This is a genomic window from Pseudonocardia oceanicola (assembly GCF_047200735.1).
GTDB lineage: Bacteria > Actinomycetota > Actinomycetes > Mycobacteriales > Pseudonocardiaceae > Pseudonocardia.
In genome coordinates this window covers 156275-181737 of sequence record NZ_JBJZON010000006.1, presented here as the reverse complement: position 1 = coordinate 181737, position 25463 = coordinate 156275, and the positions used below count along the sequence as shown (strand labels likewise).

Sequence of the window (25463 nt, the reverse complement as noted above, 5' to 3'; positions counted from 1 at the left end):
CACCGGAGGCGCCAGCCGCGACGGGAGCACGGCCACCGAGCCTTCCTCGGGCCCTTCCCCACGATGTCGGGCCATGTCCGTCACCTCGCCGATCCACGCCCTACGAGGTCAACCGCGCCGACGGACGGCGGGCGTGTGGCCAGCCCAGTTCATCAGGGCCGGCCATCGGGCTCTGCACGCCAGTCAGGCTCCGCACGGGCGGGCGTCGATGATAGCCATCTCACGCCACGAACGACGGAGCCGAAAGCACGTAGTCAAGGCCCGCACGGGTCATACCGTGCATCTCGGTCTTCCCGCCCAACCTGGTCAGCTCGACCACCGCGGACCCGGCAACCCACGAATCACCGAGCACCGCCACGGCCGCGGCGCCGGCGTCCAGCTCGGCACCGATCCGGGCGATGTCGTCCGCTGACAGGGCTGACCCCTCGTCGAGGACATGAGCAGGGTCCGGGACCTCCCCTCCCGTCACCGCCAGGGCGATCACCCCGAGCACCGCCCCGACTGCGGCTGTGCTGCCGACGACACGAGGTCCCAGCGTCGCGGCGACCACCCGCCCGTGGTCGTCCTGGGCGAGCAGGCCGACGCTGCACCGCGTGGCATCGGCGCCCAGCCCCGCTTCCAGGAGGTCCACCGCCAGATTGGCCGCGGCCGGCTCGAAGAAGGCCACAACAAGATGCTTCTCGAAGGCGTCGGCCATCGCGACAGAACCTTTGCCTGGGGTGGTAGTAGTCGCAACCCAAGCACGACCGTCGAACTGGCACATCGCCCCGATCGGACCAAACGTCCAGCCGACGACGTGAGGAGGCGGAATCCGTGGCCACGATCCATCCGGTGCCGGGAGCGATGGAGGCCCTCAGCCGAGCGGTGCCCGACGACCAGCCCATCGCACTGCTCAACCTGCTGCGCTACCGCGAGTCGACCCAGCACCGAGGCGAGCAGCTCTCCGGCCGCGAGTGCTACGCACGCTACGCGGATGCGCTGCTGCCGATCCTCATGCGCGTAGGCGGCCGGCTCCTCTGGCGCGGACAGATCCGGCACATGCTGATCGGGCCTCCGGACGAAACCTGGGACGAGGCAGTGCTCGTCAGCTACCCGTCGCGCAGCGCATTCACACGGATGCTCGCCGACCCCGCCTACCAGTCCTGCGCCCAGCTGCGCGCGGACGCACTCGAGGACTCCCGCCTGATCGTCGCCGTCGCCCCGCAACAGGTCGGCCGGATGGTCTGGACGACACTCAGGCTCGCCACGCGCCTGGGTGCAATCAAGAGCAAGACCCGCGGACTGCGACCCCGCCGAACTGCCTGCAGCAGATGACGACGGCAGGCGACCCAGAGTCGCCACGCACTCCACCGGGGGAGCAGGGCGGCGACGGAGAGGTGCTGCCCGGCCAGGGACACGTTGCCGGAGCTGTTGACCAGGCGGTGAACCTCGACGGGTGCGCCGTCGGCGGCGGCGGGGTGGGCTGGTGGTGGGCCGGCGGGGCGGGCGCCGTCGGCGCGTAGTCGGGCCAGGCCGGCGGTGGTGATCCTCGAGGGCAGGGTCTTGAGATGGGTGCCGTCGACGGCGAGGTGGACGGTGGTGGTGTCGATCCAGAACGACACCGTCTGTCCGGTCCGGGCGGTGCCGAGCCAGAACTGTTGGCCGGCGACGGCGAGGTTCCCGCCGGCGGGGACGACGCGGTCGAGTTCGACCGGGGCGAGTGCGTCGAGGTCGCGGTGCGCCGGTGGCGGCAGGAGGTCTACTGCGGGAACGAGCGGTGCGGACGCGGCAGCGGCGGCGGCCTCGGTGACCTGCCCGGTGACCGGTGTGGCGGGTTCCTGGGCGGGGGCAGGCGTGGGGATGCCGGTGAGTTCGGGTGGTGCCCAGAGCGGCAGCTCGGCGCGTTCGCAGGCCGGGACCGGGACGAAGTGTGCGGCGGGGGTGTCCATGTCGCGGGCCTGGTGAGGGCGGGAGTGGTTGTAGTCGTGCACCCACGCATCGACCGCGGCCTGGGCTGCGCCGATGTCGGGGAAGGGGCCGTGGGCGGCCAGGTGGGGGTCGAGGAGATCGCCCTGGATGCTCTGGTGGAAGCGCTCGATCTTCCCCGTGGTGGTGGGGGAGCGGATCTTGGTGCGGAGGTGGTCGATGCCGTTGCGGCGGCAGGTCCGTTCGAAGAGGACCTCTGTCCGTTCGGGGCGGACGTAGGCGCCGGTGAACTGCATCCCGTTGTCGGCCACCGATCAAGCGGAGCCCGACAACCAGCCGAAGGCCCTGGTCAAGGCTCCGAAACGGAGTCCGGACCAGGGCCCTCGTCGTGTCCGGGGCGCGCTCCGGAGCAACTCCCGGATCTCCCGGTCGGACAGACGCTCGACGAACTGTCAGCAGCAGTGGTGCCCCTTCCAGGCTTCGCGTCCTTCTCGGATCGCGACGGCGGCGATCACGAGGGCGGCGACGGGGTCGGCCCAGGACCAGCCCACGAGGCTGTTGAGCAGCAGGCCGACGAGCAGGACCGCGGACAGGTAGGTGCACAGCAGGGTCTGCTTGGAGTCGGCGACCGCGCTGGTGGAGCCGAGTTCGCGGCCGGCGCGGCGCTGGGCGGCGGAGAGGAGCGGCATGATCAGCAGGGAGAGTGCGGCGAGCACGATCCCGATGGTGGAGTGGCCGGGCTCGGCGGCGCCGAGCAGGCTGCGGATCGACTCGACGCCGACGTAGGCGGCGAGCGCGAAGAACGACAGTGCGATCACCCGCAGCGCCGCGCGTTCGCGCTTCTCGGGGTCGGCCCCGGAGAACTGCCAGGCCACCGCGGTGGCGGAGGCGACCTCGATGACGGAGTCGAGACCGAACCCGATGAGTGCGGTGGAGGAGGCGATGTGTCCGGCGCTGAGTGCGACGACGGCCTCGACGACGTTGTAGGTGATCGTCGCGGCAACCAGCAGCCGCACCCGCCGCGTCAGGACCGTGCGCCGCTCCGCGTCGACTCCGGCGCCGGGTGCGGGGGTCGTGTCGGACGTCGCCATGGCGGCGGGCGAGTCGCAGCAGCCGTCGGCGCAGACCGTGGTGTCACTGCCTGGCTCGGGACGGGTCTCGTCGCTCATGTCGCCGTCCCGGTGGTCTGCGTCGCGGAAGGGGGGAAGTCGTCCTCGTCGAGGCAGGCGGGCCCGGTATCCACGGCCAGGACGACCGCGAGCAGCTCGCTGATCGCGCGGGCGAGGTGGGGGTCGGCGATCTCGTAGCGCACTCCGGCCTCGAGGGGTTTCGACGTTCGTGGAGCGGGCAGGAGCCCGGCATGGCCAGTCGTATCGACGCTGTCATCTTCGACGTGCTGGAGACCCTGCTCGATCTGGATCCGATCGCCGCGCGGCTCGAGGAGGTCGGTCAGCCGGCGGATGTGCTCGGGCCGTTCTTCATGCGCTTCCAACGGGACGCGATGGCCCTGACGCTGGCCGGTGACTTCGCGGAGTTCACCGCGACCGCCCGCCAGGCGCTGCGTACCGAGACCCGCCAGTCCATGTCCGAGGCGCAGATGGCGCACGTCCTCGAGGGCTTCGCGAAGGTCCCGGCGTTTCCGGACGCCGAACCCGCGCTGCGCAGGCTCTCCGAGGCCGGGATCGGGGTCGGCTGCCTCACCGTCGGCGACCCGGACAACACCCGCTCGTTCCTGGCCGGTGCCGGACTGGAGGCCTACGTCGACCACGTGGTGACCGCAGAGATGGCCGGGGTGTGGAAGCCCGCCCCCGGGATCTACAGGCACGCGGCGAAGGTGCTGGGGTGCGACCTGGACCGGATGGCCCTGGTCGCGGTCCATGCCTGGGACTGCCACGGCGCCAAGCGGGCGGGAGCCCTCGCCGGCTGGTGTTCCCGGCTCGAGGGCGAGCCCGGCGACGTGTTCCTGCCCGCCGACGTCCGCGGCGACGACCTCGTCGAGGTCGTCGACGGCCTGCTGGCACTCTGACCCGTCGACCATGCTCCGCGCAACGCCGGCTTGACCTTGACACCGTGACAAGGTCTTGGATCATAGGCGGAGGTGGTCGAGATGACCAGAGTGCACGAGGGAGCCGGCCGCGGGCCGAGGTCCGCCCTGGAGAGCCCTGCTGCGTCGGCCCGCCTGCAGGCGGCCCTGACCGCCGGGATGCAGCCGAACTCCTCTCAGGTCGAGGCGCTGGTCGAGCGGTGCGCCGTCGAGCCCGACTTCTTCGTCCGCGACATGCTGACCTGGGCGTTGACCCGCCACGACACCTCGGTCACGGTCGAGCGGTTGCTGTCCGAGCTCGGATCGGACGTCCCACAGGGGCGGAGCCAGGCCCTCCACACGCTCTCGAAGATCGGTGACGCGCGGACGTGGCCCGCGATCACCCCGGAACTTCTGACGGACGAGGACGACGAGGTCGCCCGTACGGCCTGGCGCACCGCGGCGGGACTCGTTCCGCCGGGTCGTGAGACCGAACTCGCCGAGACGTTGGCCACCCAGTTCGCCCGGGGGGACCGCGAGGTGCAGCGGAGCCTCAGCCGTGCCTTCGTCGCTCTCGGAGCAGGGGTCCTGCCCGTCGTCGAGCGGGCGGCAACCGCCCGTGACCCGCGCGTCCGCGCGCACGCGATCGCCACGAAGCGGCTCGTGCAGCGTCCCGAGGAGGACTTCGACGCCGCCATCGCGGAAGCCCGGCGGATCGTCGCGCTTCGCGGGGCGCCGCTCGTCGAGGGGTGAGCGGATGCTGATCGGGGAGGTCTCCACGCAGTCCGGGATCAGCGCGCGGATGCTGCGTCACTACGACTCCATCGGGCTGGTGTCGCCGACCGGACGCACGCGGGGCGGGTACCGGCAGTACTCGGAGGAGGACGTCCGTCGCCTGTTCCACGTGGAGGGCCTCCGCTCGCTGGGACTGAGCCTGCAGGACATCGCGGACGTGCTCGGGGACCTCTCCTTCAGCCCGGCCGCGATGGTCGAGCAGCTCGTCGCTCGCACCCGCGACCGCCTGACACGGGAGGAAGAGCTGCTTCGCCGACTCGACCAGGTCCGGGCGAGCGAGCCGGCCGCGTGGTCCGACGTGCTGCGGACCATCGGTCTGATGCGGGGGCTCGACTCCGATGACCCCTCGGCGCGGCAACGCTTCGCGCTCTCGTTCACCGGCGAGGGGGACCGCGACGTCGTGCCCCTGGTCGACGCGGCGCTGAAGGAGGCCGAACCCAACGTCGCCGGTGCGCTCGACTGGGTCCTCGCGCGGATCGGGGACAGCGCGGTCCCGGTCCTGGCGGAGGCGCTGGACGCACCGGACGCCGCGCGGCGACATCGGGCGCTGACGGCGCTGGTGAAGATCGGTACGCCGCGCGCCTCCGCCGTCCTGGCCGACGCGTACCGCCATCCCGACCCGGCGGTGAGCGGGCGTGCGGCGCTCGTGCGTGCCGAACGCGGCGAGGCGGACACCATCCCCGCGCTCGTCGCCCTCGTCGTCGAGGGGCGCGACGACGTCGACGCTGCCGACGCGCTCGCGCGGCTCGCGTCCCGGCACGACCGGGCGGACGAGATCGCCCGGGCGCTCGCGGCCGCGCTCACCGGCGCCACCGGCGCGGCCCGCCGACGGCTGGCGTCGGCGCTCGCGGTCGTTCCCGGCCCGAAGGCGCAGGCGACGCTGACCGGGCTCGTCGACGACCCCGACCGCGGCGTGGCACTCACGGCCTCGTTCCTGCTCCGCGTACGGCCCCCCGACACCTGATCGACCTGCGTCGGGCAGGTCAGCGGCGGGGGCGTGCCGATCCGCGCTGGCCGCCGGGTGTCCCGGCCGGGGACGCGGCGAGCTCGGCCAGGTGGTCCAGCGAGTGGGTGAGGTGTTCTGGGCCGAACGGCGGGAAGTGCAGGTACTCCCGGACGGCCTGCGGCACCACCGACCAGTCGTAGGTGAGCGTGACCTCGGTCTCCGCCGGACCACGGGACGCCAGGTCGTAACGCCAGGTCCAGCCGCCGAACTCCAGCCGGCCGTCGTCCTTCTCCTGCCCCGGCCGCCAGCCGATGGCCCGTGGCGGCTCGAGCACGTCGACCTCGTTGGCCACCGCGTAGTGGCCGTCCGGGTGGCGGGGGTGGTACATGCGCATCCGGAAGACCTGCCCCACCTCGGTCAGCGGTGCCCGGTCGACGGGCTCCCGCACCCAGCCGGTGCCGTCGATCGCGGCATGGGTCGCCGGGTCCGCCAGCACCGCGAACACCCTCGCGGCGGGTTCGGCGACGGTCAGGGTGACGCTCAGCTTCTCCTCGCACACGGTCCGCACGCTCCTCGTCGTCTCGTCCTGCGTCTCCCGCAGGCGCGGGAGGGGTGTCCCCCTCTGCAGACGACGGGGCGTGGCGGAACTCATCGGTCCGGGCGGTCTCCGGCCAGCCACGCCAGCAGACGGCCCTGCGACCAGCAGCGACCGACGGCCTCGGCGCGCAGGGCCGTCCCGTCGAACACCGCCAGGCCGAGGATGCTGTGGCCGGAGGCGCGGCGATCGCCGAGGGTCGGTACCGCCGGTGCGACCCCGACCCCCTCCGCCGACACCCAGGCCACCGGGCGGCCGGCCGCCGCGTGGTCGAGGCGGTGCAGGAACCGCAGCCGGCTCTCGAGGGGGAAGCGCGAGAGTGCCCAGGTCGTGGTGACGACGGGCAGGGCGTTCGCGGGCACGCGAGCGACGACCTCCGGGAGCAACTCGACCGCATCACCGCGCAGCAGCAGCGGGGGAGCCGTCGCCGCCAGCGCCGTCTCCGCGTCCAGACCCGCGATCCGCTCCGGCTGGTCCGGTGGCAGGCAGGCACGCAGCCACCGGACGTCGTCGGCGTCGGTCACGTCGAGCGGCTCGAGGTCGACGCCGATGCGGGCGACGACCTCGGGCATCGCCCGAGCCGGAACGGGCCGGTCCCCCACGACCGACGACGACATCTGCACAGGAGACGCCGGGTCGCCCAGCGCGAGGCCGGTGCCGTACCGGATGCCGACGCGGTCGACGGAGAGGTTGAGCCCGGCCGAACGGCCCACGTCGATCAGGCCGACGGCGGGCGCACCCACCCGGTGCGCCGCTTCGGCGATGAGCGGATACAGCACGGCGTGACGCCCGGATTCGTTCGCCCGCACCGGCCGGCGGGTGGCGGCGGCGACCACCGCGTCGGTCCGGTGTAGCAGGGTGTCGATCGCCGCGACGGCGGCGAGGTCGGCGTCGGCGGCGTCGTAGGCCGCAGCGAGCGCCGGGGCGCGTCCGGCGAGGGCGAGGTCGTGCAACGCGGCGAGGATCGCCGCGGGGTGCCGCCTGCGCGCCGGTGCCGTCTCGATGGCCCGCAGTGCCTCGTCGCACTCGCTCAGGGCGACGGCGACGCACCCGTACAGCGGCGACACTCCGCCGGCGTCGGCCTCCCCGAAGCGCCGGTACGTCCGGGCGAGCGGGCCCGCCCGACCCGCGGGTCCGACGCTCCTGCGGTCCGCCCCCGGCATCCCGGCGATCGTAGCCAGGACCAGGAGCGGCCGACCAGGGCACGAGCCGCGGGGTTCAGCACGCCGCGCGGACCCGGTCGAGCACCGTCTCGGAGATCCGGGTCAGGGCCTCGACGTCGGCCGGCGCGAGCCCGTCGAACACCAGCTCGCGCACCGCCTCGACGTGGGCCGGGGCGGCGCCCTCGATCGCCCGGCGCCCGTCGGCGGTGAGCACGACGAAGGCGCCGCGGGCGTCGTCCGCGCATTCCTGCCGCTCGACCAGGCCCCGCTTCTGCATCCGGGACAGGTGGTGGGAGAGCCGGCTCTTCTCCCACTGCAGGGCCTCGGCGAGCTCGAGCACCCGCATCCGGTCCCCGGCACGGTCGGTCAGCGCGACGAGCACGTCGAAGTCGGCGTACGACAGGCCGGAGTCGGCCTGCAGCCGTCGGTGCAGCTGCGCCTGCAGCTGGGCCTGCATGGCGAGGTAGCCGCGCCAGGCCCGCTGCTCCCGCTCGTCGAGCCATCGGGGTTCGGTCACCGGACCAGCGTAGCGGAATAGTTGACGCGTCACCGAAGTTCCGGGAAGGTAGATGACAGATCAACGAACGAGGTGAGGGTCATGCAGTTCGGAGTGTTCTCCGTCAGCGACGTCACGACCGACCCGACGACCGGGCGCACGCCGTCCGAGGCGGAGCGGATCAAGGCGGTCGTCGCGATCGCGAAGAAGGCCGAGGAGGTGGGCCTGGACGTCTTCGCCCTGGGCGAGCACCACAACCCGCCCTTCTTCTCCTCGTCGCCGACCACGACCCTCGGCTACATCGCCGGGCGGACCGAGCGCCTGCAGCTCTCGACGGCCACGACGCTGATCACCACGAACGACCCGGTGAAGATCGCCGAGGACTACGCGATGCTGCAGCACCTGGCCGGCGGGCGCGTCGACCTGATGACGGGCCGCGGCAACACCGGCCCGGTCTACCCGTGGTTCGGCAAGGACATCCGGGACGGCATCGCGCTGGCCATCGAGAACTACGCGCTGCTGCGCCGGCTGTGGGACTCCGACGTGGTCGACTGGGAGGGCCGGTTCCGCACCCCGCTGCGGGGCTTCACCTCGACCCCGCGCCCCCTCGACGGCGTCGCGCCCTTCGTGTGGCACGGCTCGATCCGCAGCCCGGAGATCGCGGAGCAGGCCGCCTACTACGGCGACGGCTTCTTCCACAACCACATCTTCTGGCCGGCCGAGCACACGAAGCGGATGGTCGAGTTCTACCGCCGTCGGTTCGAGCACCACGGCCACGGTGCCGCGGACCAGGCCATCGTCGGGCTCGGCGGGCAGGTGTTCCTGCGCAGGAACAGCCAGGACGCGGTCCGCGAGTTCCGGCCGTACTTCGACAACGCCCCGGTCTACGGGCACGGGCCGTCGCTGGAGGACTTCACCCGGGAGACCCCGCTGACCGTGGGCAGCCCGCAGCAGGTCATCGAGCGGACCCTCGGATTCCGCGACTACGTCGGCGACTACCAGCGTCAGCTGTTCCTCGTCGACCACGCGGGCCTGCCGCTCAAGACCGTGCTCGAGCAGCTCGACATCCTCGGCGAGGAGGTCGTGCCGGTGCTGCGGCGCGAGTTCGCCGCGCTCAAGCCGGCGCACGTCCCCGACGCCCCGACCCACGAGTCGCTCGTCGCTGCTCGCGGCGGTGCCCACGACTCCACCGTCCACGCCCCGGTCGACGACGTCACCGGGCGGGCGCCGGAGGAGGCGGCCTGAATGAGCAGGATCGCCGTGGTGAGCGCGGGCTGATCGCCGGCGGCCCCGAGTGCCGGTGGGGGCGAGGGGGATGTGCGACCGGGCCCGACGGTGGCAGCATCTCTGGTCCGCGTGCACGAGGGGGTGTGCCATGTCCGACGTCGCCCGACCCACCTCGGGTCGCTACGACGTCCTCGCCGACGTCGACGTCCGGGACCCGGAGCGGTAACGAGACCAGCTCCGCCCGGACTCGGGGAGGTGGGCGCTCCTGCGTGCGGGCGATCGAGCCGGTGGACGACCTGGTCGCCGGGGCGGCAGGCAGGGCGTAGCCGCCGCTGCTCGATCGGCAGCCGCACCCCCGCGAGGCGTGGTTCTGGCAGCGGGAGTCGTGAGTTCTGGCGACGGGAGTCGTGAGTTCTGGCGGCGCGCCCGTCGCTGCACCGCGACGGGAGGCCCGGCACCACGAGCCGTTCGCTCGGATCCCGTCCTGCCGCGCAGCGAGGTCGGGCCTCGAGGGCCTGGAACGGGTCGAGCCGACGAGTGATCGTGTCAGGCGTTGCTCTCGCCGGGGATCCCGATTCCGTCGGGGATCGAATGTATGTTCGGATCATGTGGCCGACCGGATACGTTCCGGCCGGGCTGGCGGAGATGGCGCCCGGCCCGGAGTTGGCTGCTGTGCTGGCCGGGATCGACGTGGCGGCGGTGCCGGCGGGGGAGCGGGTGACGGTGCTGCAGGCCTGGCACCGTCAGGACAGCCACACCCGGGCGCGGTTGTACCGGGCGATCGTCGCGGTGGGGCACGCCGACCCGGAGCGGCCGGACTCGTCCGAGGAGTGGCCCGAGCCGTTCGTGGACTGGGCCGACGAGGTGCGGGCCGCGCTGTCCTGGACCCGCCGGGCTGCGGACGGGCATGCCGACGACGCCTACTTCCTGGTGCGCGAGCTGCCGCTGGTCTGGGCGGCGTTGGAGCGGGGACAGATCGACCCGCCGAAGGCGGCGGTGTTCCTGCGGCACCTCGTCGGACTGCCGGCGGCGCAGGTCGCGCACCTCTGCGGGTTGGTGTTGCCGCGGGCGCGGCGGTGGACGACCAGTGAGATCTCGCGGCGGTTGCGCCGGTTGATCGTCGAGATCGATCCGGCGCACTACGAGCGACGGTTCCGGGCGGCCCATGCTCGGCGTGGGGTGTCGGCGTGCGTGGTCGAGGACGGCACGGCCACGGTGTCGGCGTACGGCGTGGCCCCGGAGGACGCCGATGCGGCGGTGTCGCGGGTGGACCGGCTCGCGCGTCAGGTGAAGCGGGCGGGGCATCCGGGGCGGTTGGACCAGATTCGGGTGGACCTGTTCATCGGGTTCCTCGACGGCCGGCTCCACGCCGTGAACGACGAGCAGATCGTGGCCGTCATGGTGCGGGACGCGGCCGAAGCCCTGGCTGCGTCACCGGCGGACCGGGCTCGGGCCGGTGCCCGGGGCGCGACCCGAGCCGGCTCGGCACGCTCGTCTGCCGGGAGGTCGACCCACGACGCGGAGCCGACCCACGAGCCTGTGTCGGCCACGACGTGCAGCCCACACAGGACTCGGGACTTGCACGCGGCCCGGCGCCGCGTGAGGACGTGGCCCGGCCCGGTCCTGCGGCGGAATCGTCGGTGCGGGCGCGGCAGGGGGTGCATCTGCAGATCGCGCTCTCGACCGTGCTCGGGCTCGACGACCGGCCCGCGGTCCTGCCCGCGCTGGGGCCGATCCCGGCCTGTCGGGCGCGGCGGGTCGTGGTCGCCCAGCACGGGGCGCCGTGGCGGTACGCGGTCACCGGTCCGGACGGGCGGCTGGTGCGGGCCGGTGCGCTGCGCACCCGGCCTGATCCGGCCGATCTCGCCGTCGAGGGCCCGCCGGCGGCGGCGACCGCTTCCGGCGCGCCGGGTCTGGTGGATCTGCTGGTCGATGCGGAGTTGTTGGCGCGGCTGGCCGAGCAGGGCAGTGGTCTGCCCACGTCGTGGCGGCCGGTGCTGGCCGAGATCATCGCCGCCCGTGGCCGCGATCTCGACGACGATCCGGGCGCTCGCTTCCCGCACACCGGGTTGCGTCGGCATGTGGAGTTCCGGGACCGGCACTGCGCGTTCGCGGGCTGTCTGGCCCCCGCGCGCACGGCGGACCTGGACCACACCCGTGACCACGCACGGGGTGGGCGCACCACGTCGGACGGACTGGGGCCGCTGTGTCGGCATGATCACGGGCTCAAGCACCGCGGCTGGATGCTCACCCAACCCGAGCCGGGGCGCTTCACGTGGCGCAGCCCGCTCGGGCACATCTATCGCACCCGTTCCGAGCCGTTGCTGCCCCCGCCGCCCCCGCCGCTGCCGGTCCCACCCGAGGACGACTCCTGCTGCAACGGCACCGACACCGCCCGGAACGAGGAGCGGCGTCCCGACCCACCCCTGATCGTCTGGCGACCCCCGACACCAGCGGAGGACCCCCGGCCACCACCCCCGCCGTCCACCGACCTCGACGAGCCACCGCCCTTCTGACCCTGCCCTGCACCCCTGCAGCGCCCGTGCTGCGCGTGCGAGGGCCGACCGGTGCTGCTCTCGATCCGCCACGCAACTCGTGCGGCGCCTCGGAAGCGCGGCTACGTCGACGAGTCAGGCCCCGGCCGGCCGCATCCGGCGACGACGTCGATCCGGTCGAAGCCCTCGCCGGCCGAGGGCGGGACGAGCCGGCCCGGGTGCCGAGCACGCCGACGAGGGGGACCGGCGCGCGGCGACCCGGCGCCGGGTGCACTCGGGCCCGCCCGGGCGTCAGCGCCGCATGCGGTCCATCTCGCTGCGGATGCGCCGCTCGCTGATCGGACCACGGAAGGCGTCCCAGGCGTTGGCGCCCAGGCCGATGCCCCACAGGACCAGGGGGAACACGGGCCAGAAGAACGGCGCCCCGGTCCAGGCCCACACCGCCACGAGCATGCCGTTGACGGCCAGGTACACCAGCAGGTGCACCCAGAAGCCGTTCTTCTTCTCCAGCCGCTTCACGGCCTCCGTGCGGAGCTGCTCCTCCGCCGGCCCGCCAGCTACGGCGGCGGTGTCCTTGCGGTCGTCGATGCTCATCGGGCTCTCCCTCCGGATTCCGGCCGGCGCGGAGCCGGCACGTCACGAGCGTCCGCCCGGCGGCCGCGCGGGTGGAGTGCCGGAGGGCCCGCGTCGGTCGCCCGAGGGACCCGGGTCGGCCGGACCTCAGGCCTTGAGCCAGTCCTCGAACCGGGTCGCGCCGATCCGGGCCTCGCCGGCGGGGACGAGCGCATCGCCGATCGTGGTGCCGAAGTAGCGGGCGTCGGGGCTCGTGGCGACGGTGCGCGGGTCCTCGCGAGAGGCGAGGACCTCGCGCACGAACTCCTCCATCGTGCGGCGGTCGGGCCCGGCCAGGTCGACGGTCCGGCCGAGTGGTGCGCCCGTGGCGAGCTCGGCGAGCGCGGCCACGACGTCCGCCGCGGCGACCGGCTGGAAGGAGCCCTCGGGCAGGGTCACCGTGTCCTCCTGGGTGGCCGCGTCCGCGATGGTGCCCAGGAACTCGAAGAACTGAGTGGCGCGCAGGATCGTGAACGGGATCTCCGACGCCGTGACCAGCTCCTCCTGGGCGACCTTGGCGCGCAGGTAGCCCGCCTCGGGCGGCCGGTCGGTGCCGACGACGGACAGGGCGACGTGGTGCCCCACTCCGGCCTCCCGCTCGGCCGCGAGCACAGTCGTGGTCGAGCGGGTGAAGAAGTCGAGCACCGGACCGTCCTCGAACGACGGCGAGTTGGTGACGTCGACGACGACCTGCGCACCGCCCAGGGCGTCGGCCACCCCCGCCCCCGTCACGGTGTCCACGCCGGTCGACGGCGAGGCGGGCACCACCTCGTGCTCCCACCCGCGCAGCGCCTCCACCAGCGCTGACCCGATCAGACCCGTACCCCCGACGACGACGATCCGCATGGCCGAACCCCTTCCGCTGAACTCGGATACCTGATGTCCGGGATGCTACTCGGACAAACACTATCCGAGTCAAGTAGGCTGACGGGGTGAAGATGTCCGGGGGAGTGGAGTGGGCGCTGCACTGCTGCGTGGTGCTCACGGGCACCACCGGCCCGGTGCCCGCCGCGAAGCTCGCCGAGTTCCACGACGTGTCGCCGACCTACCTGGCCAAGCAGCTGCAGGCCCTGTCCCGCGCCGGTCTCGTGCGCTCGGTGCAGGGGCAGGCGGGCGGGTACGTGCTGACCCGGGACCCGGAGGAGATCACCGTGCTCGACGTCGTCGAGGCCGTCGACGGGCCCGAGCCGGCCTTCGTGTGCACGGAGATCCGGCAGCGGGGGCCACTCGCCGCCGCGCCGGAGGCGTGCACCACGCCGTGCCCGATCGCCCGGGTGATGATCGAGGCGGACCGCGCGTGGCGCGGCGCGCTGCGCGGGGTCTCGATCGCGGACCTCGCCGGCGACGTCGCCCGGACGACGGGAGCGGAGACCCTCCCGCGGGTGCGCGCCTGGCTGCAGGGCCTCGCGGGGTAGGCCTCGCGGGGTAGGGCCTCCCGGAAGGACTCCGCCCGTGCCGCCCGGGCACCTCGTGTCGACCTTGGCGACGGGTGAGCCGACCGCCGGCCGCCAGGGTCCATCGGCCCGGGAAGGGCCCGTCCGGGCCCGGGACCCCGTGGACCCCGCGGGGTCGTCCGCCCCTGCCGTCGACCACCCCTCGTACAGCAAGGTCGTCGGCGGGGACGAGTCGGGCCGTGGCGGGGGACGAGGGGGGCTGCGGGGTGGTTCGCGCCGGGGGGTACGGGGGCGTCCGCGGGGGTCGTCGCCGCTGGTGGCTGTGGGTGGCCTGGCCGCTGGCGGTCTCGGCGGTGCTGGCGATCGAGTGGGCGCTGCTGCACGAGCGGATCGAGGCGGACATCGCCCTGCTGTTCGCCAGCGGACGGGACACCGAGGAGGTCCCCGCGCCGACCCCGCCGCTCCCACCCCTGCCGGCAGCGCCCGCGCCGGTCGCCGCCGGAAGCGTCGGGACCGTCGACCTGCGCACCGTGCGGACGTGCGCGCCCGGGGAGGACTGCCTCGTCCGGATCCACGTCGGGCTCCGGCCCGCTCCCGAACCGATGACCGTCGACTGGTCCGTGCGGCTCGACGACCTCTGCGGCGGGACCGCCGGCACTCTCGCGGCCGGCATGGTGAGCGTCCAGGCGGGCGCGGACCGCGCCGACGTCGTCGCGGCGGTCCGGATGCCCGAGGCCCCCGCCACCGCCCTCACCGCTGTCACCGGCGGGGCGCCCGGGGCCGCGGCGAGTCCCGCGGTCCGCGTCCCGCCGACGGGCGGGTGCACTCCGTGACCGGCCGGGGGTGGTCCCGGTGAGGCCCGCGCGGCCCCTCCGCCGGGTGCGACGCCTGCTGCCCGGCCGGCGGCGCGTCTCCACGTGGGCGCGTGACGAGCGGCCCGCGCGGTCGGCCCGGCCGCCTCGGGATCCCCGCAAGCGCGGGCTGGCGTTCGACGTCGTCGCGGTGCTGGCCACGCTGGTCCTGGTCCTGGCCGGGCTGGCGAACCTCGCCGTCGTCGAGGGAATCGACACCGCGGTGCGGCAGGCCGTCATCGCCGCCGGCGGGCTGGTGCTGCTGGCGCTGTTCTGGCGGGTCCGGGTCGGAGTGCTCGGGGTGCTGGGCGTCGTCTGCTACTCCGCCGCGGTCGTGCTGCTCGCCGCCGTGCCGGTGGTCGGTCTGGCGGCGAACGGCGCGCGCCGCTGGATCGCCGTCGGCGGGTTCACCTTCCAGCCCTCGGAACTCGCGAAGCTGGGCATGCTGCTGGTGGTCGCCGGGGTGCTGGGGTCGCACCGTCCGGCGGGGCGCCGGTTCGTCGCCGCGCTCGTGCTGGCCGCCGTGCCGATCGTGCTGACCGTGCTGCAGCCGGACCTGAGCACCACGACGCTGCTGGTGGCCGTCGCCGTCGCGCTGCTGATCATCGGGCGGGTGCCGGCGAGGTATGTGCTGCCGGTGTTCGCGACGGCCGCCGTCGCGGCGCCGCTGGCCGTCGGGCTGCTGCGGCCCTACCAGGTGGAACGGCTGGGCAGCTTCCTGGCCGGTGCCGCGGAGTCACCGGCCGGAGCCGGCTGGGCCGTCGCGCAGGCGCGGATCGCGCTGGCCACGGGCGGGGCGTTCGGCCGCGCCGGGCACCCGCTCACGGACGTCCTGGAGCGGTACCTGCCCGAGCGCGACACCGACCTGGCCCCGGCCAGCGTCGTCCTGCAGTTCGGGATGGTGGCCGGGGTGCTGGTGCTGCTGGCCGCGATCGTGCTGGTGTGGCGGCTCGCGGTCGCCTCCCGCACCTCGCGCACGGCCCACGGGGCCCTGCTCGCGGGCGGGCTCGCCGTGCTGTTCGGCACCGAGGTCGTGGTGTCGGTCGGCGGCAACCTCGGCCTGCTGCCGCTCGCGGGAGTGCCGTTCCCGCTGGTCAGCTACGGCGGGACCGCGGTGGTGGTGCACCTCGCGGCGATCGGGGTGGTGCTCGGGGTCCGGCGGGACGGGGCCCGCCGGGTGCTGTGGGCCGCGCCGGAACGGCTGCGGCCGCGGCTGGTCCGGGTCGCCGCGCTGGGCGTGACCGCGGTGCTGGTCACCTTCGGGGCCTTCGGCTGGCGGTTGGAGGCGGTCGAGGGCCCGGCGCTGGTCGCCGCCGGCCAGCAGCAGATGGAGCGGTGCGTCCGGCTCCCGGCGCCACGGGGGGAGATCACGGACCGGCACGGCGCCGTCCTCGCCGTCGACGCCGCCGCGACCGACTCCGGCACCGCCCGGATCGAGGCGGTCCCGGCCCTGGTCCGGCCCGCTGACGTCGACCGGCTCGCGGGCCTGCTCGGCCGCCCGGCGGCCGACGTGCGTGCGGACCTGGACGCCGCGCCCGAGACGACCCTGTCCCTGGAGCTGGGGGTCCTTCCCGTCGCCGAGACCCGCGCGGTCGCCGGGATCCCCGGCGTGCGGGCCGCGGCCGAGCCGCGCCGCAGCTACCCCACGGGTGAGCTGCTCGGCCCGGTGCTGGGCTACATCGGGGTCGCGACCGAGGCGCAGACCCGCCGGGACCCCTCGCTGGGGTCCGGTGTCGTCGTCGGCCGGGCGGGGCTGGAGGCGAGCTACGACGCCGTGCTGCGCGGCCTCGACGGCGAGCAGTGCTACTGGGTGACCCCGGCCGGTGTCCCGACCGCGAGCGGCATCCGCCGCGAGCCGGTCCCGGGCGCCGACCTGCGCACCGCCCTCGACCTGCCGCTGCAACAGCGGCTGACCGACTCGCTGCGGGCCTCGCTCGGCGCCCAGCGCAACCCGCGGGCGGTCGGCGCCGCCGTCGCGATGGACCCGCGGGACGGCCAGGTCCTCGCCCTGGCGAGCCTGCCGGCGTACGACAACAACCTGTTCGGCCCGCCGGTCGACGTGCAGGCGCTGCGGGCCGTGGAGTCGCGGCCGGGGCACCCGACCCTGGAGCACGCCAGCCAGGTCGCGGTGCCGCCCGGGTCGACCTTCAAGTTGGTCGTGGCGGCCGCGAACGTGGTGCACGGGACGATCCCGCCCGAAACGATCATCCCGACGGGGGCGAGCTTCACCCTGGCCGGCCACACCTTCGGCAACTGGCGACCGATGGGGCCGATGAACCTGCCGCAGGCGATCGCCTGGTCGAACGACGTGTACTTCTACAAGCTCGCGGCGCTGATGGGGCCGGACCCGATCATCGAGGCTGCGCACGCGCTCGGCGTCGGGGCGCCGACGGGCATCGACCTGCCCGGCGAGTCCGGCGGCTACCTCGGCACTCCGCAGACGATCGCCGACGACGGCGGCCACTGGTACGGCGGCACGACCGTGATCCTCGGCATCGGGCAGGGTCCCCTGCAGGTCACGCCGCTGCAGAACGCCCGCTGGACGGCCGCCATCGCGACCGGGCAGCTGGTCACGCCCAGGCTGGGGATGGCGGTCGGCACCCCCGAGACCGGGTACACCCGATTGCCCCTGCCGGCGCCGGTCCCGGTGCCCTTCGCCGCCGCACTGGGCCCGGTGAAGGACGGGATGCGCGCGGTGGTGCGCGGGGGCACGGCCACGTCGCTGTCGACCCTGCCGTTGGACGCGGGGGGAAAGACGGGCACCGCGCAGGACGGCAGCCTGTCGGGCGACGAGTACGACAACTGGATCTCCGTGGTCGCACCGCTCGACGCGCCGACCGTGGTGATGACCAGTCTGGTCCAGGGCCACGGCAAGGGCGGGAACAGCGCGAGCCGGATCGCCCGCGAGGGGCTGCAGCAGTACGTGGAGGCGCCGCCGGGTTCCTGAGCCCGGAGCAACGGGTGGGAACCCGGCGGGAATCCGGCGGCGGGTATATCCGGCGGGGCCCGGGGTCGGGTCGCGGAGGTCCCGCTCAGGCCCGGGTGTAGGCCTCGAGCACCCCGGGCAGGGTGAAGGCGCGCGCGGCGCCCTCGGCCACGCAGGTCGACGGGTTCTCCGCCTGCTTGACCGGCAGCCCGAGACCCGCCTCCAGCGCGGCCCGCAGCCCGCGGGTCGGCGAGGCGCCCCCGACGAGCAGCACGCCGTCGGCGGCGAGGTCGTCCAGCGCGCGGGCGGGGAGGTCGTCCAGGCACCCGATCAGCGAGGACGCGAGCTCCGCCACCCGCGGCGCCACGACGCCGTGCAGTTCCGCCGCGCGCAGGCGCAGCGTGCGAGGGCGGCCGTTGTCGCCGTCGCGCCCGACGACCACGACCTCCGCGCCGTCGGGCGCCGCCCCGGCGCGGATGGTCAGCTCCTCCGCGGCGTCGCGGCCGACGACCAGGTGGTGCTGCTCGCGGACGTGCCGGCGCACGGCGGCCGCGATCGCGTCGCCGGCCACCCGGCGCGAGCGCACGGCCAGTATCTCGCCGAAGCACAGGGCGACGATCTCCGCGGTGCCGGCGCCCACGTCGGCGACCATGTGCACCCGCCGGTCGAGCGGGTCGACACCGCAGCCGATGGCGCCCGCGACCGGGCCGGCCAGGGCGAGGACGCGGACGATGCCGGCCTCCTCGGCGGCCTCGACCAGGGCCCGCCGCTCCAGCGGGCTGGCCCCGGCCGGGACGGTGAGGGCGGCGGTCAGCCGCGTGCGCTGCCAGGGCCGCGGGAACACCCGGCGGACGACCGCGCGCAGGTAGCGGCGGGCCGTCTCGAGGTCGGTGATGACGCCGTCGCGCACCGGCCGGACGGCGTGCGCCCCGGAGGGGACCCGGTCGACCAGCTCGGCGGCCTCGCGGCCCACGCTCACCCCCTGGCCGTGCGGGCGGCCGAGCATGACCGACGGCTCGTCGTACTGGAACCCGCCCTCGGCGTCGTAGAGCACCGTGGTCCCGGTGCCGACGTCCATGCCGAAACGCGCCATGGTCCACCCCCAGATCTCGGCACGGCGCCCCCCGTGCCGCCCCCTGCCAGCCTGGTACCTCGGCACCGTCCCGCGGCAGGGCCGAAGGACCGGTTGTGCGGCCCGTCAGGCGTCCGCGGTCTCCGCCGCGGCCGCCGTGCGCACGACGACCACCGGACACGGGCCTCGGTGGACCGCGAGCCGGGCCGGCTCGTCCCAGCGCCCGGCCCCGTCGGGCCGGCCGAGGACCAGCGCCGCGGCACCCGAGGCGCGTTCCAGCACGTGCTCGACGAACGGGCCGCGTACCCCGGCCGACTCCACCCGGACCTCGGGGAAACGGGCGGTCCACGGTTCGAGCGCGGTGTCCAGCGCGGCGGCCGCGACGGCGTCGGCGTCGGCGTCGCCGCTCTCGGGAACCTCGACGACGAGCGGGACGCCGCGACCGGCGGCGAGCGGGAACGCGACGGCGAGCAGCGGTGCCTCCCGCGCGGGGTCCGTGACGGCGGCGACCACCACCGACCGGTGCCGGCGGTGCGGCGCGCGGACGACCGCAACGGGGCAGCGGGCGCGGCCGACCAGGTCGAGGGCGACGGAGTCGTCGGCGGCCTCCGGTGGGTCGTCGCGCCCGCCCATGCCCACGACCAGCAACGACGCGGTGCGTGCGGCCTCGAGCAGCGCGGGCCCCGGCGCCCAGTGGGAGACGCGGCGCAGCACCTCGACCTCCGGGGCGACGGCGAGGGCCCGGGCCGTGGCCCGGTCCAGCAACGCCTCGCCGCGGTGCGCCGACTCGTCCGGCCGCACGGCGTGCACCAGGACGAGGGGGACACCGAAGGCGCGGGCCTCGCCCGCCGCGAACGCGACGGCGAGCAGCGAGGCGCTGCTCCCGTCGACACCGACCGCCACGGGCGATCCGGACACGGTCACCGTTCTTCCTCCCGATCGAGCACCTGCCGAGCGTGGGCCGGGGCGGGCGTTCCCCGTGAACGCCCGCCCCGGCGGGTTCCACTCGTCCGCTCCCCAACGACGAGTGGCGGCCGGCGCGGTGCCTTCACGCTGCCGGCGACGTCGATGGTGCCCGCGGGCCACGGCCGTGAGCAGGGCCGAAAGTCCCGGGTTCGGGCGGGGGCGCTCAGCCGACGTGCGTCGCGCCCGCGACCTCGCTGCGGGCGACCTGCACCAGGCGCCGGGCGAGGTCGGTGAGCGCCTCGGCCGCGGCCAGCTCGCTGGCCACGCCCGGGACGTCGGCGTCCGGCGGGGCCAGCCGCGCCTGCCCGGTGCCGACGAGCCGGTCGGAGACCCGGTCGTACAGCCGGGCGACCGCCCGCGTCACCCCGGATTCCGCCTCGAGGTCCACGATCACGGTCCAGCGCGTGGTCGGCGGCAGCCCGGAGGCGCGGGCGCGGCTCGCGGCCGTCAGGGCGTCGGACAGGGTGTGTGCGGTGGTCTCTTCGGTCATCTCGCGGTCCCTCCCGCCGTGGTGGGTCGAGCGTGCCCCCGTCGGCCGCGCGAGGGAAGGGCCCGACGTCCCTCGGCCGCCGGGCGTCACGGATCGGCCGTGCACCCGGCCGGGCGCGGGTGTGGGGGGACCGGTGCGGGCCCGGCCGCGTGGCGGCGGCCACGTGGTCGGACCCGCACCGGCGACGGGCCGCCCACCCGGGGGCTGGGGGGTGTAGCGCGGGTGGGCGGCCCGGGTCCACGAGGACGGGCGGAACCGGCGTCCGGGGCCGGGACGGCGCCGGGACGACGGTGAGCGTGGCGGAGCGGGACGCGGAGGGACCGTGTCCGGATGGTGCACACCCGTGACGGTGGAGTCATGGGACCCGCTCGAAAAGGCCGGGCGCGCTGTGGGCTCAGGCGGACCGGATGTGCGCAGACTAGCGCTCCGAGGGTGCCGCCGCACCCGCCGGGAGCCGGCCGGTCTCGACGACTTCCAGGGCCAGGTCGCGCAGCTTGCGGTGCAGGCGGCGGGAGGCGGTGCGCAGCCGGTCGAACGCCTGCTCCCGGGTGATCAGGTGGCGCGCCATCAGGATGCCGATGGCGGTGCCGATGTCGCGGCTGGAGCGCAGGGCCTCGTCCAGCTCGGCGCAGCGGCGGCGGTTGCGCGCGTCGGTGACCGCGAGGGCCGCGTGCGCGGCGAGGACCGTGCCGATCGCGACCGCGTGGTCGTCGAAGGCGCCGGGGGTCGCGGACGAGAGGGTGAGGGCGCCCAGGACGTCGTCCTCGACGAACAGCCGGAAGCAGAGCAGCGCACGCACGTCGGTCTCGGCGACGGCGCGGCGGCTGAACCCGGGCCACCGGTCGTCCGTGGCCAGGTCGGCCACCGAGCAGACGATGCGGTCGTGCAGCACGCCCAGGCAGGGGCCCTGCCCGACCTCGTGCTGGATCTCGTCGACCCGCTTCGCGGTCCCGCCGGTCGGCGCCACGGAGACGATCCCGCCGTGGCGGTCCCGCAGCGAGATGCCCGCGTGGTCGCAGCCGGGCACCGCCGCGACGGCGTAGAGGGTGATCCGCTCCTGGGCGTCCTCGGGGGTCGCTGCGGTCCGCAGCGCGCGGGCGAGCCGGGCGAACCGCTCGGCCAGCTCGACGCCGCCGGTCACCGCGCGTCCTTCAGGACGCGCAGCAGGTCGGCCAGGGTGACGATCCCGGCCACCCGGCCCCCGTCGAGGACCGGCACGACCCGGACGTCCGCCTCGCGCATGCGGTGCACGAGGCCGAGCAGGTCGCCGTCGGGGGTCGCGGTCGGCGCGTTCGTGCGCACCAGCGGCTCGACGGCGGCGGTGCCCCGCCTGTCGCCCGACGGGTCGGGGACGAGGTCCGCCTCGGCGAGCATGCCGACGAACCGGTCCTCCTCGTCGACCACCGGTACGTCCGACAGCCCGTGGGCGGCGAGTGCCGCGGCGGCGTCGCGGACGGTGGACCGTACCGCCACGACGAGCACCGGGCCGCTCATGACCTCACGCACGCGCACCCGCGGAGCGTGCCGCGTGCACCGTGCCGCGGCCAGGGTCCGAAGCCCCGAGACCACCTGGTGCAGCGCACGGTCAGCGGGCGGTGTCCACGTGGGCGTCCGGGCCCGGGAAGAACACGGACTCGTGACCGTCCTGCCAACGCACCCGGTAGTGCTCGGTGTCGCCCTCGCCGCCGAGCACGGCGACGATCGTCCCGCGCCTGCGGGCCGTGTCGAGGGTGTTGGTCTCGATGACGATGCGGTCGCCGACGTGTGCCTGCACGATGCCTCCCTGCACGCGGGTGGGCACCCCAGGATCCCGCCTCGACCGCCCCGGGGCCAGGGGCCGACGGGTCCCGGACCCGATAGGGACTTCCGGCCCTGGTGCGCGGCGGGTGCATCGCCCAGGCTCGCCATCCGACACCGTGCGAACCGCGGTGATGCATGCGTGTACCGGGTCCCGTCGTCGAACGGCCCGGCCCGCCACCTCTGCCGGGCGGCCCACCGGTCCGCTCGTCCACCCACCCCGCCCGCCGCCTGCGTGCGGCGCCGCACGAGGAGCCCGATGACCCTCACCGCGCTGCCCCTCACCTCCGCCCCCCTGCAGTCGCGTGTCCCCGTGCAGTCGCGCCCGGGCGGGTTCGCCGCCGTGCCGGAGGTCGACGCGGTGACGCCGGCGGTGGCGCGACTCGCCCGCGAGTTCGCCGGGCGCGTCTCGCGCCGGACGGTCGCGCGGGTGGTGCGCAGCTGCCGCGCGGACCTGTCCGGGGTGCCGGCGGGGGCCGTGCCGGAGCTGCTGGAGCGGTTGGCCCGGCAGCGCCTGCTCGACGTCCTGGCCGACGGGACGTCCGGCGCCTGAGCCCGGCGGTCCCGGTCTCCGGGCCTCGGGTCCCGCGGGCTCGCCCGGGCAGGCGATCCCCGGCCCCACGAACCCGGCCCCACGAACCCGGCCCCACGAACCCGGCCGCACGAACCCGGCCCCACGAACCCGGCCGCACCAACCCGGCCGCACCAACCCGGCCGCACCAACCCGGTCGGACTCAGTCCTGCAGCAGGGCGGGGAGCATGCCGGGCCGGGGCAGCACGTCGCGCCGCGGCGGCGCCGGTTCGGGCACCACGAGCACCGGGCAGCGCGCCGCGGCCAGGACGTCGTCCCCCGGTGAGCCGGCGACGGCCCGCACCAGGGCGCCCCGACCGGACCGGCCCAGGACGAGCAGCTCGGCGTCGACGGAGAGCATCGTGAGCACCGCGGCCGCGTCCCCGTGCACCACGATCGGGTGCAGCGGCAGCGTCCGGTAACCGATCCGCCACGGCGAGACCAGGTGCTCGAGGTCGCGCCCGGCCTCCTCGGCGGTGCCGCCGCGGTCGGGGCCGAACCCGCCGTCCGGGCCGAACGGGCCGGGCAACAGCCGGGCGAGGTCGAGCAGCCCGTGCGTCCGCGCCCGCCAGGCCCGGACCACGACCAGCTCGGCGCTCCGGTCGAGCGCCTCGTCGACCGCCGTTCGCAGCACCTCCTCCGGGGTCCACGGCGCGATCCCGACCACGACCCGGCCGCGCGCCGTCTCGTCGGCCGGCACGACGGCCGTCGGGCAGAAGGCGCTGCCGAGCACCGGCTCGGCGGCGGGGGCGGGCAGCGCCAGCAGCGTCGCGTCGGCGGTGAGCGAGCGCAGCGCCCGGCCGAGCGGATCGGGCAGCCGGCGGCGCTGCACCGGCAGGCGCGGGTACTCGCCGCGCAGCCGGCGCACCGCCTGCGCGCCGTCGGCCTGCGTCCCGACGACCTCCAGCGGCAGATCCCGCCGGCAGGCCTCGGCGGCCGCCCAACGCTGTGCGGCGATCCCGGCCACGGTGCCGCCGTCGTCGAGGACGAGGACGGGCCGGGCCGGGACGGCGGCGGTCACGAGCGGCCCGCGACGACGGGCCGGACGGGGCGGGGCCGGACCGGGCGGGGCCGGGGGGAACGGGACCACATGGGCCCAGCCTCCGTTCCGCACACCCCCGCCCGGGAGGGCCGGAAGTCCCCTGTCGGCCCGCCGGGGTCGGCGGCGGACCCGCGGGCTCCCCACGGGCGGGGCGTCCGGCGGCCGGCCCGGCCGCTGGCGCGCAGGTCCCGCCGTGCGTAGCGTTCAGGTCCGTGGCGCGGCCGGGACGTCGACGCGCCACGCGGACGGGGGACCGCGGAGGGGGCACGATGTCCGTCGACGAGCCGGTCTCCGGCGCGGGTCCGCGCCGGAGACCGAACGGCACACCTGCGGACCCGTCGCTGACCTTTCCCGACCAGCCCCGGCTCGAGCTCGACCAGCTGCTCCGCCAGCTGGTGCAGCGGGCCGGCGAGGTCATGTCGACCCAGGGCCGACTGCGCGGGCTGTTGCGCGCCAACCAGGCCGTCATCGCCGACCTCGCGCTCCCCACGCTGCTGCGCCGGATCTGCGAGGCCGGCCGCGAGCTCGTCGACGCCCGGTACGCCGCGGTCGGCGTCCTCGGCGGGGACGGACGGATCGCCGAGCTCGTCCACGTGGGCATGGACGAGGCGACGGTGCGGGCGATCGGCGGTCTGCCCCAGGGCAAGGGGCTGCTGGGCGCGGTGCTCGACGAGGACAGGCCGATCCGGTTGTGCGGCCTCGCCGACGACCCGCGCTCGGCCGGCGTCCCGCCCGGCCATCCGCCGATGCGCAGCTTCCTCGGGGTCCCGATCCGGGTCCACGACAAGGTCTTCGGGAGCCTCTACCTCGCCGAGTCCCGCCGGGGCGAGTTCACCGCGGAGGACGAGGAGCTGACCCGCGCGCTCGCGGCCACCGCCGCCTTCGCGATCGACAACGCGCGGCTCTACGAGTCCACCCGGCGCCGGGGCGAGTGGCTGGCGGCCACCGCCGCGGTGACCCGCGAGACGCTCGACCCGGCCGACGGCCGGCCGCTCGGCACGATCGCCGAGCGCAGCCGGGAGCTCGCCGCCGCCGACCTCGCCGTGGTGCTGCTGCCCGCGGACGACGGCGCGCTGCGGATCGAGCTCGCGGCCGGCTGCCCCGGTCAGCGCGGGTTGGCCGCCCAGCTGGCCGGCCGGTCCGTGCCGATGGAGGGGACGGTGTCCGGGCACGTCTTCGTCACCTCCCGGTCGCTGCGGTTGTCCGACCCGCATGAGGCCCCGGGCCTCGAATCGGCCGTGGCCATCCGCGAGCTGCGCATCGGGCCGGTCCTCGTCGTGCCGCTGCTCGGGGCCGAGCGGACGGAGGGCGTGCTGATGCTGGCCCGCACCGCCGGGCGGGCGCCGTTCACCGAGGAGGACCTCGAGATGACCGCCGGGTTCGCCAGCCAGGCGGCGGTCGCGCTGGAGCTCGCCGCGTCCCGGGTCGAGCGGGAGCGGCTGCGGGTGCTCGACGAGCGCGAGCGGATCGCCGCCGACCTGCACGACCACGTCATCCAGCGGCTCTTCGCGGCCGGGTTGTCCCTGCAAGGCATCGCGGCCCGGGTCCGGGGTACCGAGGGCACGCAGCTGACGCAGGTCATCGGCGACCTCGACGACACCATCGCGCAGATCCGCACCAGCATCTTCTCGCTCCAGCGCAGCGGCGACGACGAGGGCGTCCGCAGCCGGATCCTCGCCGTGGTCACCGAGGCGGCCCGGCTGCTCGGGTTCACCCCGCTGCTGCGGTTCAGCGGCCCGGCCGAGACCCTCGTCGCGGCCGCCCACGACGCGGCTCTGGTCGACGACCTGATCGCCGTCCTGCGGGAGGCGTTGGTCAACGTGGCGAAGCACGCCCGGGCGTCGCGGGTCGAGGTGGACGTCGTCGCCGAGCCGGCCGGGAGCGACGACCGGATCCTCCTCGTGGTGACGGACGACGGGAGCGGTCCCGGGAACGGGGCCCGGCGCAGCGGCCTCGCGACCATGGAACGGAGGGCGCGGCGCCGCGGGGGCACCTTCGAGCTCGCTCCGCACCCCCCGCGGGGCTCGCGGCTCACCTGGGCGGCGCCCCTGTCCTGAGCGGCTCGGTCCCGGGCCGATGCGGGGTCCGGCGGGGACC

General features: G+C 75.3%; 26 protein-coding genes and 1 pseudogene. 11 read left to right on the top strand and 16 right to left on the bottom strand.

The window, feature by feature from the left end:
• Positions 1-220 precede the first annotated feature (220 nt).
• Positions 221-697, bottom strand: a complete 477-nt coding sequence (locus ACL02T_RS11920; protein WP_412830718.1) for a hypothetical protein — start codon at positions 695-697, stop codon at positions 221-223.
• A 146-nt stretch (positions 698-843) separates the two neighbouring features.
• On the opposite strand from ACL02T_RS11920, the pseudogene ACL02T_RS11915 reads away from it, so the two are divergent.
• Positions 844-1131, top strand: a pseudogene (locus tag ACL02T_RS11915) (DUF1330 domain-containing protein); the annotation flags it as partial.
• 2 nt (positions 1132-1133) lie between these two features.
• Here ACL02T_RS11915 and ACL02T_RS11910 read toward each other — a convergent pair.
• The 3 genes from ACL02T_RS11910 to ACL02T_RS11900 form a co-directional block, all read right to left on the bottom strand.
• Complete coding sequence (locus tag ACL02T_RS11910; RefSeq protein WP_412830717.1) at positions 1134-2216, bottom strand: integrase core domain-containing protein; 1083 nt, start codon at positions 2214-2216, stop codon at positions 1134-1136.
• Positions 2217-2357: 141 nt separating this feature from the next.
• Positions 2358-3074: a cation efflux transmembrane domain-containing protein gene (locus ACL02T_RS11905; RefSeq protein ID WP_412830716.1), complete on the bottom strand. Its 717-nt coding sequence runs from the start codon at positions 3072-3074 to the stop codon at positions 2358-2360.
• Complete coding sequence (locus ACL02T_RS11900; protein WP_412830715.1) at positions 3071-3217, bottom strand: hypothetical protein; 147 nt, start codon at positions 3215-3217, stop codon at positions 3071-3073. The genes ACL02T_RS11905 and ACL02T_RS11900 overlap by 4 nt, the downstream gene beginning before the upstream one ends.
• A gap of 48 nt (positions 3218-3265) precedes the next feature.
• Between ACL02T_RS11900 and ACL02T_RS11895 the strand changes: the two genes are divergently transcribed.
• From ACL02T_RS11895 to ACL02T_RS11885, 3 genes are all read left to right on the top strand, one after another.
• Positions 3266-3931, top strand: coding sequence for an HAD-IA family hydrolase (locus ACL02T_RS11895; RefSeq protein ID WP_412830714.1), 666 nt, complete (start codon positions 3266-3268; stop codon positions 3929-3931).
• 81 nt (positions 3932-4012) lie between these two features.
• The gene (locus ACL02T_RS11890; RefSeq protein WP_412830713.1) at positions 4013-4681 is read left to right on the top strand and encodes a HEAT repeat domain-containing protein; all 669 of its coding nucleotides are present in this window, start codon (positions 4013-4015) and stop codon (positions 4679-4681) included.
• A gap of 4 nt (positions 4682-4685) precedes the next feature.
• Positions 4686-5687: a MerR family transcriptional regulator gene (locus tag ACL02T_RS11885; RefSeq protein WP_412830712.1), complete on the top strand. Its 1002-nt coding sequence runs from the start codon at positions 4686-4688 to the stop codon at positions 5685-5687.
• Between the two features lie 19 nt (positions 5688-5706).
• On the opposite strand, the gene ACL02T_RS11880 is transcribed toward ACL02T_RS11885, so the two are convergent.
• The 3 genes from ACL02T_RS11880 to ACL02T_RS11870 form a co-directional block, all read right to left on the bottom strand.
• Positions 5707-6228: an SRPBCC family protein gene (locus tag ACL02T_RS11880; protein WP_412830711.1), complete on the bottom strand. Its 522-nt coding sequence runs from the start codon at positions 6226-6228 to the stop codon at positions 5707-5709.
• A gap of 89 nt (positions 6229-6317) precedes the next feature.
• Complete coding sequence (locus ACL02T_RS11875) at positions 6318-7427, bottom strand: DUF2332 domain-containing protein (protein WP_412830710.1); 1110 nt, start codon at positions 7425-7427, stop codon at positions 6318-6320.
• Between the two features lie 55 nt (positions 7428-7482).
• Positions 7483-7884 (bottom strand): MarR family winged helix-turn-helix transcriptional regulator, encoded by a 402-nt coding sequence (locus tag ACL02T_RS11870; protein WP_412830817.1) that lies wholly within the window; start codon positions 7882-7884, stop codon positions 7483-7485.
• A gap of 141 nt (positions 7885-8025) precedes the next feature.
• On the opposite strand from ACL02T_RS11870, the gene ACL02T_RS11865 reads away from it, so the two are divergent.
• Both ACL02T_RS11865 and ACL02T_RS11860 read left to right on the top strand, forming a co-directional pair.
• Entirely contained in the window at positions 8026-9168 is a 1143-nt protein-coding gene (locus ACL02T_RS11865) for an LLM class flavin-dependent oxidoreductase (protein WP_412830709.1), read from the top strand.
• Between the two features lie 1622 nt (positions 9169-10790).
• Positions 10791-11666 (top strand): HNH endonuclease signature motif containing protein, encoded by an 876-nt coding sequence (locus ACL02T_RS11860; protein ID WP_412830708.1) that lies wholly within the window; start codon positions 10791-10793, stop codon positions 11664-11666.
• Between the two features lie 270 nt (positions 11667-11936).
• Here ACL02T_RS11860 and ACL02T_RS11855 read toward each other — a convergent pair whose 3' ends face one another.
• Positions 11937-12239 (bottom strand): 2TM domain-containing protein, encoded by a 303-nt coding sequence (locus ACL02T_RS11855; protein ID WP_412830707.1) that lies wholly within the window; start codon positions 12237-12239, stop codon positions 11937-11939.
• Between the two features lie 126 nt (positions 12240-12365).
• Positions 12366-13103, bottom strand: coding sequence for an SDR family oxidoreductase (locus ACL02T_RS11850; RefSeq protein ID WP_412830706.1), 738 nt, complete (start codon positions 13101-13103; stop codon positions 12366-12368).
• Positions 13104-13195: 92 nt separating this feature from the next.
• Here ACL02T_RS11850 and ACL02T_RS11845 point away from each other — a divergent pair, with 92 nt between their 5' ends.
• The 3 genes from ACL02T_RS11845 to ACL02T_RS11835 all read left to right on the top strand — a co-directional run bounded on the left by ACL02T_RS11845 (position 13196) and on the right by ACL02T_RS11835 (position 17449).
• Entirely contained in the window at positions 13196-13672 is a 477-nt protein-coding gene (locus tag ACL02T_RS11845) for an RrF2 family transcriptional regulator (RefSeq protein ID WP_412830816.1), read from the top strand.
• A 218-nt stretch (positions 13673-13890) separates the two neighbouring features.
• Entirely contained in the window at positions 13891-14484 is a 594-nt protein-coding gene (locus ACL02T_RS11840) for a hypothetical protein (RefSeq protein ID WP_412830705.1), read from the top strand.
• A 46-nt stretch (positions 14485-14530) separates the two neighbouring features.
• Entirely contained in the window at positions 14531-17449 is a 2919-nt protein-coding gene (locus tag ACL02T_RS11835; protein WP_412830704.1) for an FtsW/RodA/SpoVE family cell cycle protein, read from the top strand.
• A gap of 85 nt (positions 17450-17534) precedes the next feature.
• Here ACL02T_RS11835 and ACL02T_RS11830 read toward each other — a convergent pair whose 3' ends face one another.
• The 6 genes from ACL02T_RS11830 to ACL02T_RS11805 form a co-directional block, all read right to left on the bottom strand.
• The gene (locus ACL02T_RS11830; protein ID WP_412830703.1) at positions 17535-18521 is read right to left on the bottom strand and encodes a rod shape-determining protein; all 987 of its coding nucleotides are present in this window, start codon (positions 18519-18521) and stop codon (positions 17535-17537) included.
• Positions 18522-18626: 105 nt separating this feature from the next.
• Positions 18627-19424, bottom strand: a complete 798-nt coding sequence (locus ACL02T_RS11825) for a universal stress protein (protein WP_412830702.1) — start codon at positions 19422-19424, stop codon at positions 18627-18629.
• Positions 19425-19629: 205 nt separating this feature from the next.
• Positions 19630-19956, bottom strand: a complete 327-nt coding sequence (locus ACL02T_RS11820; protein WP_412830701.1) for a dsRBD fold-containing protein — start codon at positions 19954-19956, stop codon at positions 19630-19632.
• 418 nt (positions 19957-20374) lie between these two features.
• Positions 20375-21097, bottom strand: coding sequence for a GAF and ANTAR domain-containing protein (locus ACL02T_RS11815; RefSeq protein WP_412830700.1), 723 nt, complete (start codon positions 21095-21097; stop codon positions 20375-20377).
• Positions 21094-21468, bottom strand: a complete 375-nt coding sequence (locus ACL02T_RS11810) for a CBS domain-containing protein (RefSeq protein WP_412830699.1) — start codon at positions 21466-21468, stop codon at positions 21094-21096. The genes ACL02T_RS11815 and ACL02T_RS11810 overlap by 4 nt, the downstream gene beginning before the upstream one ends.
• A 73-nt stretch (positions 21469-21541) precedes the next feature.
• On the bottom strand, positions 21542-21730 hold the full coding sequence (locus ACL02T_RS11805; protein WP_412830698.1) for a DUF1918 domain-containing protein: 189 nt from the start codon (positions 21728-21730) through the stop codon (positions 21542-21544).
• 282 nt (positions 21731-22012) lie between these two features.
• On the opposite strand from ACL02T_RS11805, the gene ACL02T_RS11800 reads away from it, so the two are divergent.
• A complete protein-coding gene (locus ACL02T_RS11800; protein ID WP_412830697.1) occupies positions 22013-22306 on the top strand; it encodes a hypothetical protein in 294 nt (97 codons plus the stop codon).
• 181 nt (positions 22307-22487) lie between these two features.
• Here ACL02T_RS11800 and ACL02T_RS11795 read toward each other — a convergent pair whose 3' ends face one another.
• Entirely contained in the window at positions 22488-23345 is an 858-nt protein-coding gene (locus ACL02T_RS11795) for a universal stress protein (protein ID WP_412830696.1), read from the bottom strand.
• A gap of 290 nt (positions 23346-23635) precedes the next feature.
• On the opposite strand from ACL02T_RS11795, the gene ACL02T_RS11790 reads away from it, so the two are divergent.
• Positions 23636-25423, top strand: coding sequence for a sensor histidine kinase (locus ACL02T_RS11790; RefSeq protein ID WP_412830695.1), 1788 nt, complete (start codon positions 23636-23638; stop codon positions 25421-25423).
• Positions 25424-25463 lie beyond the last annotated feature (40 nt).

Coding starts and splice junctions, on each gene's coding strand:
- ACL02T_RS11920 (WP_412830718.1), bottom strand. CDS start 697: ATGGCCGACGCCTTCGAGAAGCATCTTGTTGTGGCCTTCTTCGAGCCG.
- ACL02T_RS11905 (WP_412830716.1), bottom strand. CDS start 3,074: ATGAGCGACGAGACCCGTCCCGAGCCAGGCAGTGACACCACGGTCTGC.
- ACL02T_RS11895 (WP_412830714.1), top strand. CDS start 3,266: ATGGCCAGTCGTATCGACGCTGTCATCTTCGACGTGCTGGAGACCCTG.
- ACL02T_RS11890 (WP_412830713.1), top strand. CDS start 4,013: ATGACCAGAGTGCACGAGGGAGCCGGCCGCGGGCCGAGGTCCGCCCTG.
- ACL02T_RS11885 (WP_412830712.1), top strand. CDS start 4,686: ATGCTGATCGGGGAGGTCTCCACGCAGTCCGGGATCAGCGCGCGGATG.
- ACL02T_RS11875 (WP_412830710.1), bottom strand. CDS start 7,427: ATGCCGGGGGCGGACCGCAGGAGCGTCGGACCCGCGGGTCGGGCGGGC.
- ACL02T_RS11870 (WP_412830817.1), bottom strand. CDS start 7,884: ATGCAGGCCCAGCTGCAGGCGCAGCTGCACCGACGGCTGCAGGCCGAC.
- ACL02T_RS11865 (WP_412830709.1), top strand. CDS start 8,026: ATGCAGTTCGGAGTGTTCTCCGTCAGCGACGTCACGACCGACCCGACG.
- ACL02T_RS11855 (WP_412830707.1), bottom strand. CDS start 12,239: ATGAGCATCGACGACCGCAAGGACACCGCCGCCGTAGCTGGCGGGCCG.
- ACL02T_RS11850 (WP_412830706.1), bottom strand. CDS start 13,103: ATGCGGATCGTCGTCGTCGGGGGTACGGGTCTGATCGGGTCAGCGCTG.
- ACL02T_RS11845 (WP_412830816.1), top strand. CDS start 13,196: ATGTCCGGGGGAGTGGAGTGGGCGCTGCACTGCTGCGTGGTGCTCACG.
- ACL02T_RS11830 (WP_412830703.1), bottom strand. CDS start 18,521: ATGGCGCGTTTCGGCATGGACGTCGGCACCGGGACCACGGTGCTCTAC.
- ACL02T_RS11820 (WP_412830701.1), bottom strand. CDS start 19,956: ATGACCGAAGAGACCACCGCACACACCCTGTCCGACGCCCTGACGGCC.
- ACL02T_RS11800 (WP_412830697.1), top strand. CDS start 22,013: ATGACCCTCACCGCGCTGCCCCTCACCTCCGCCCCCCTGCAGTCGCGT.
- ACL02T_RS11790 (WP_412830695.1), top strand. CDS start 23,636: ATGTCCGTCGACGAGCCGGTCTCCGGCGCGGGTCCGCGCCGGAGACCG.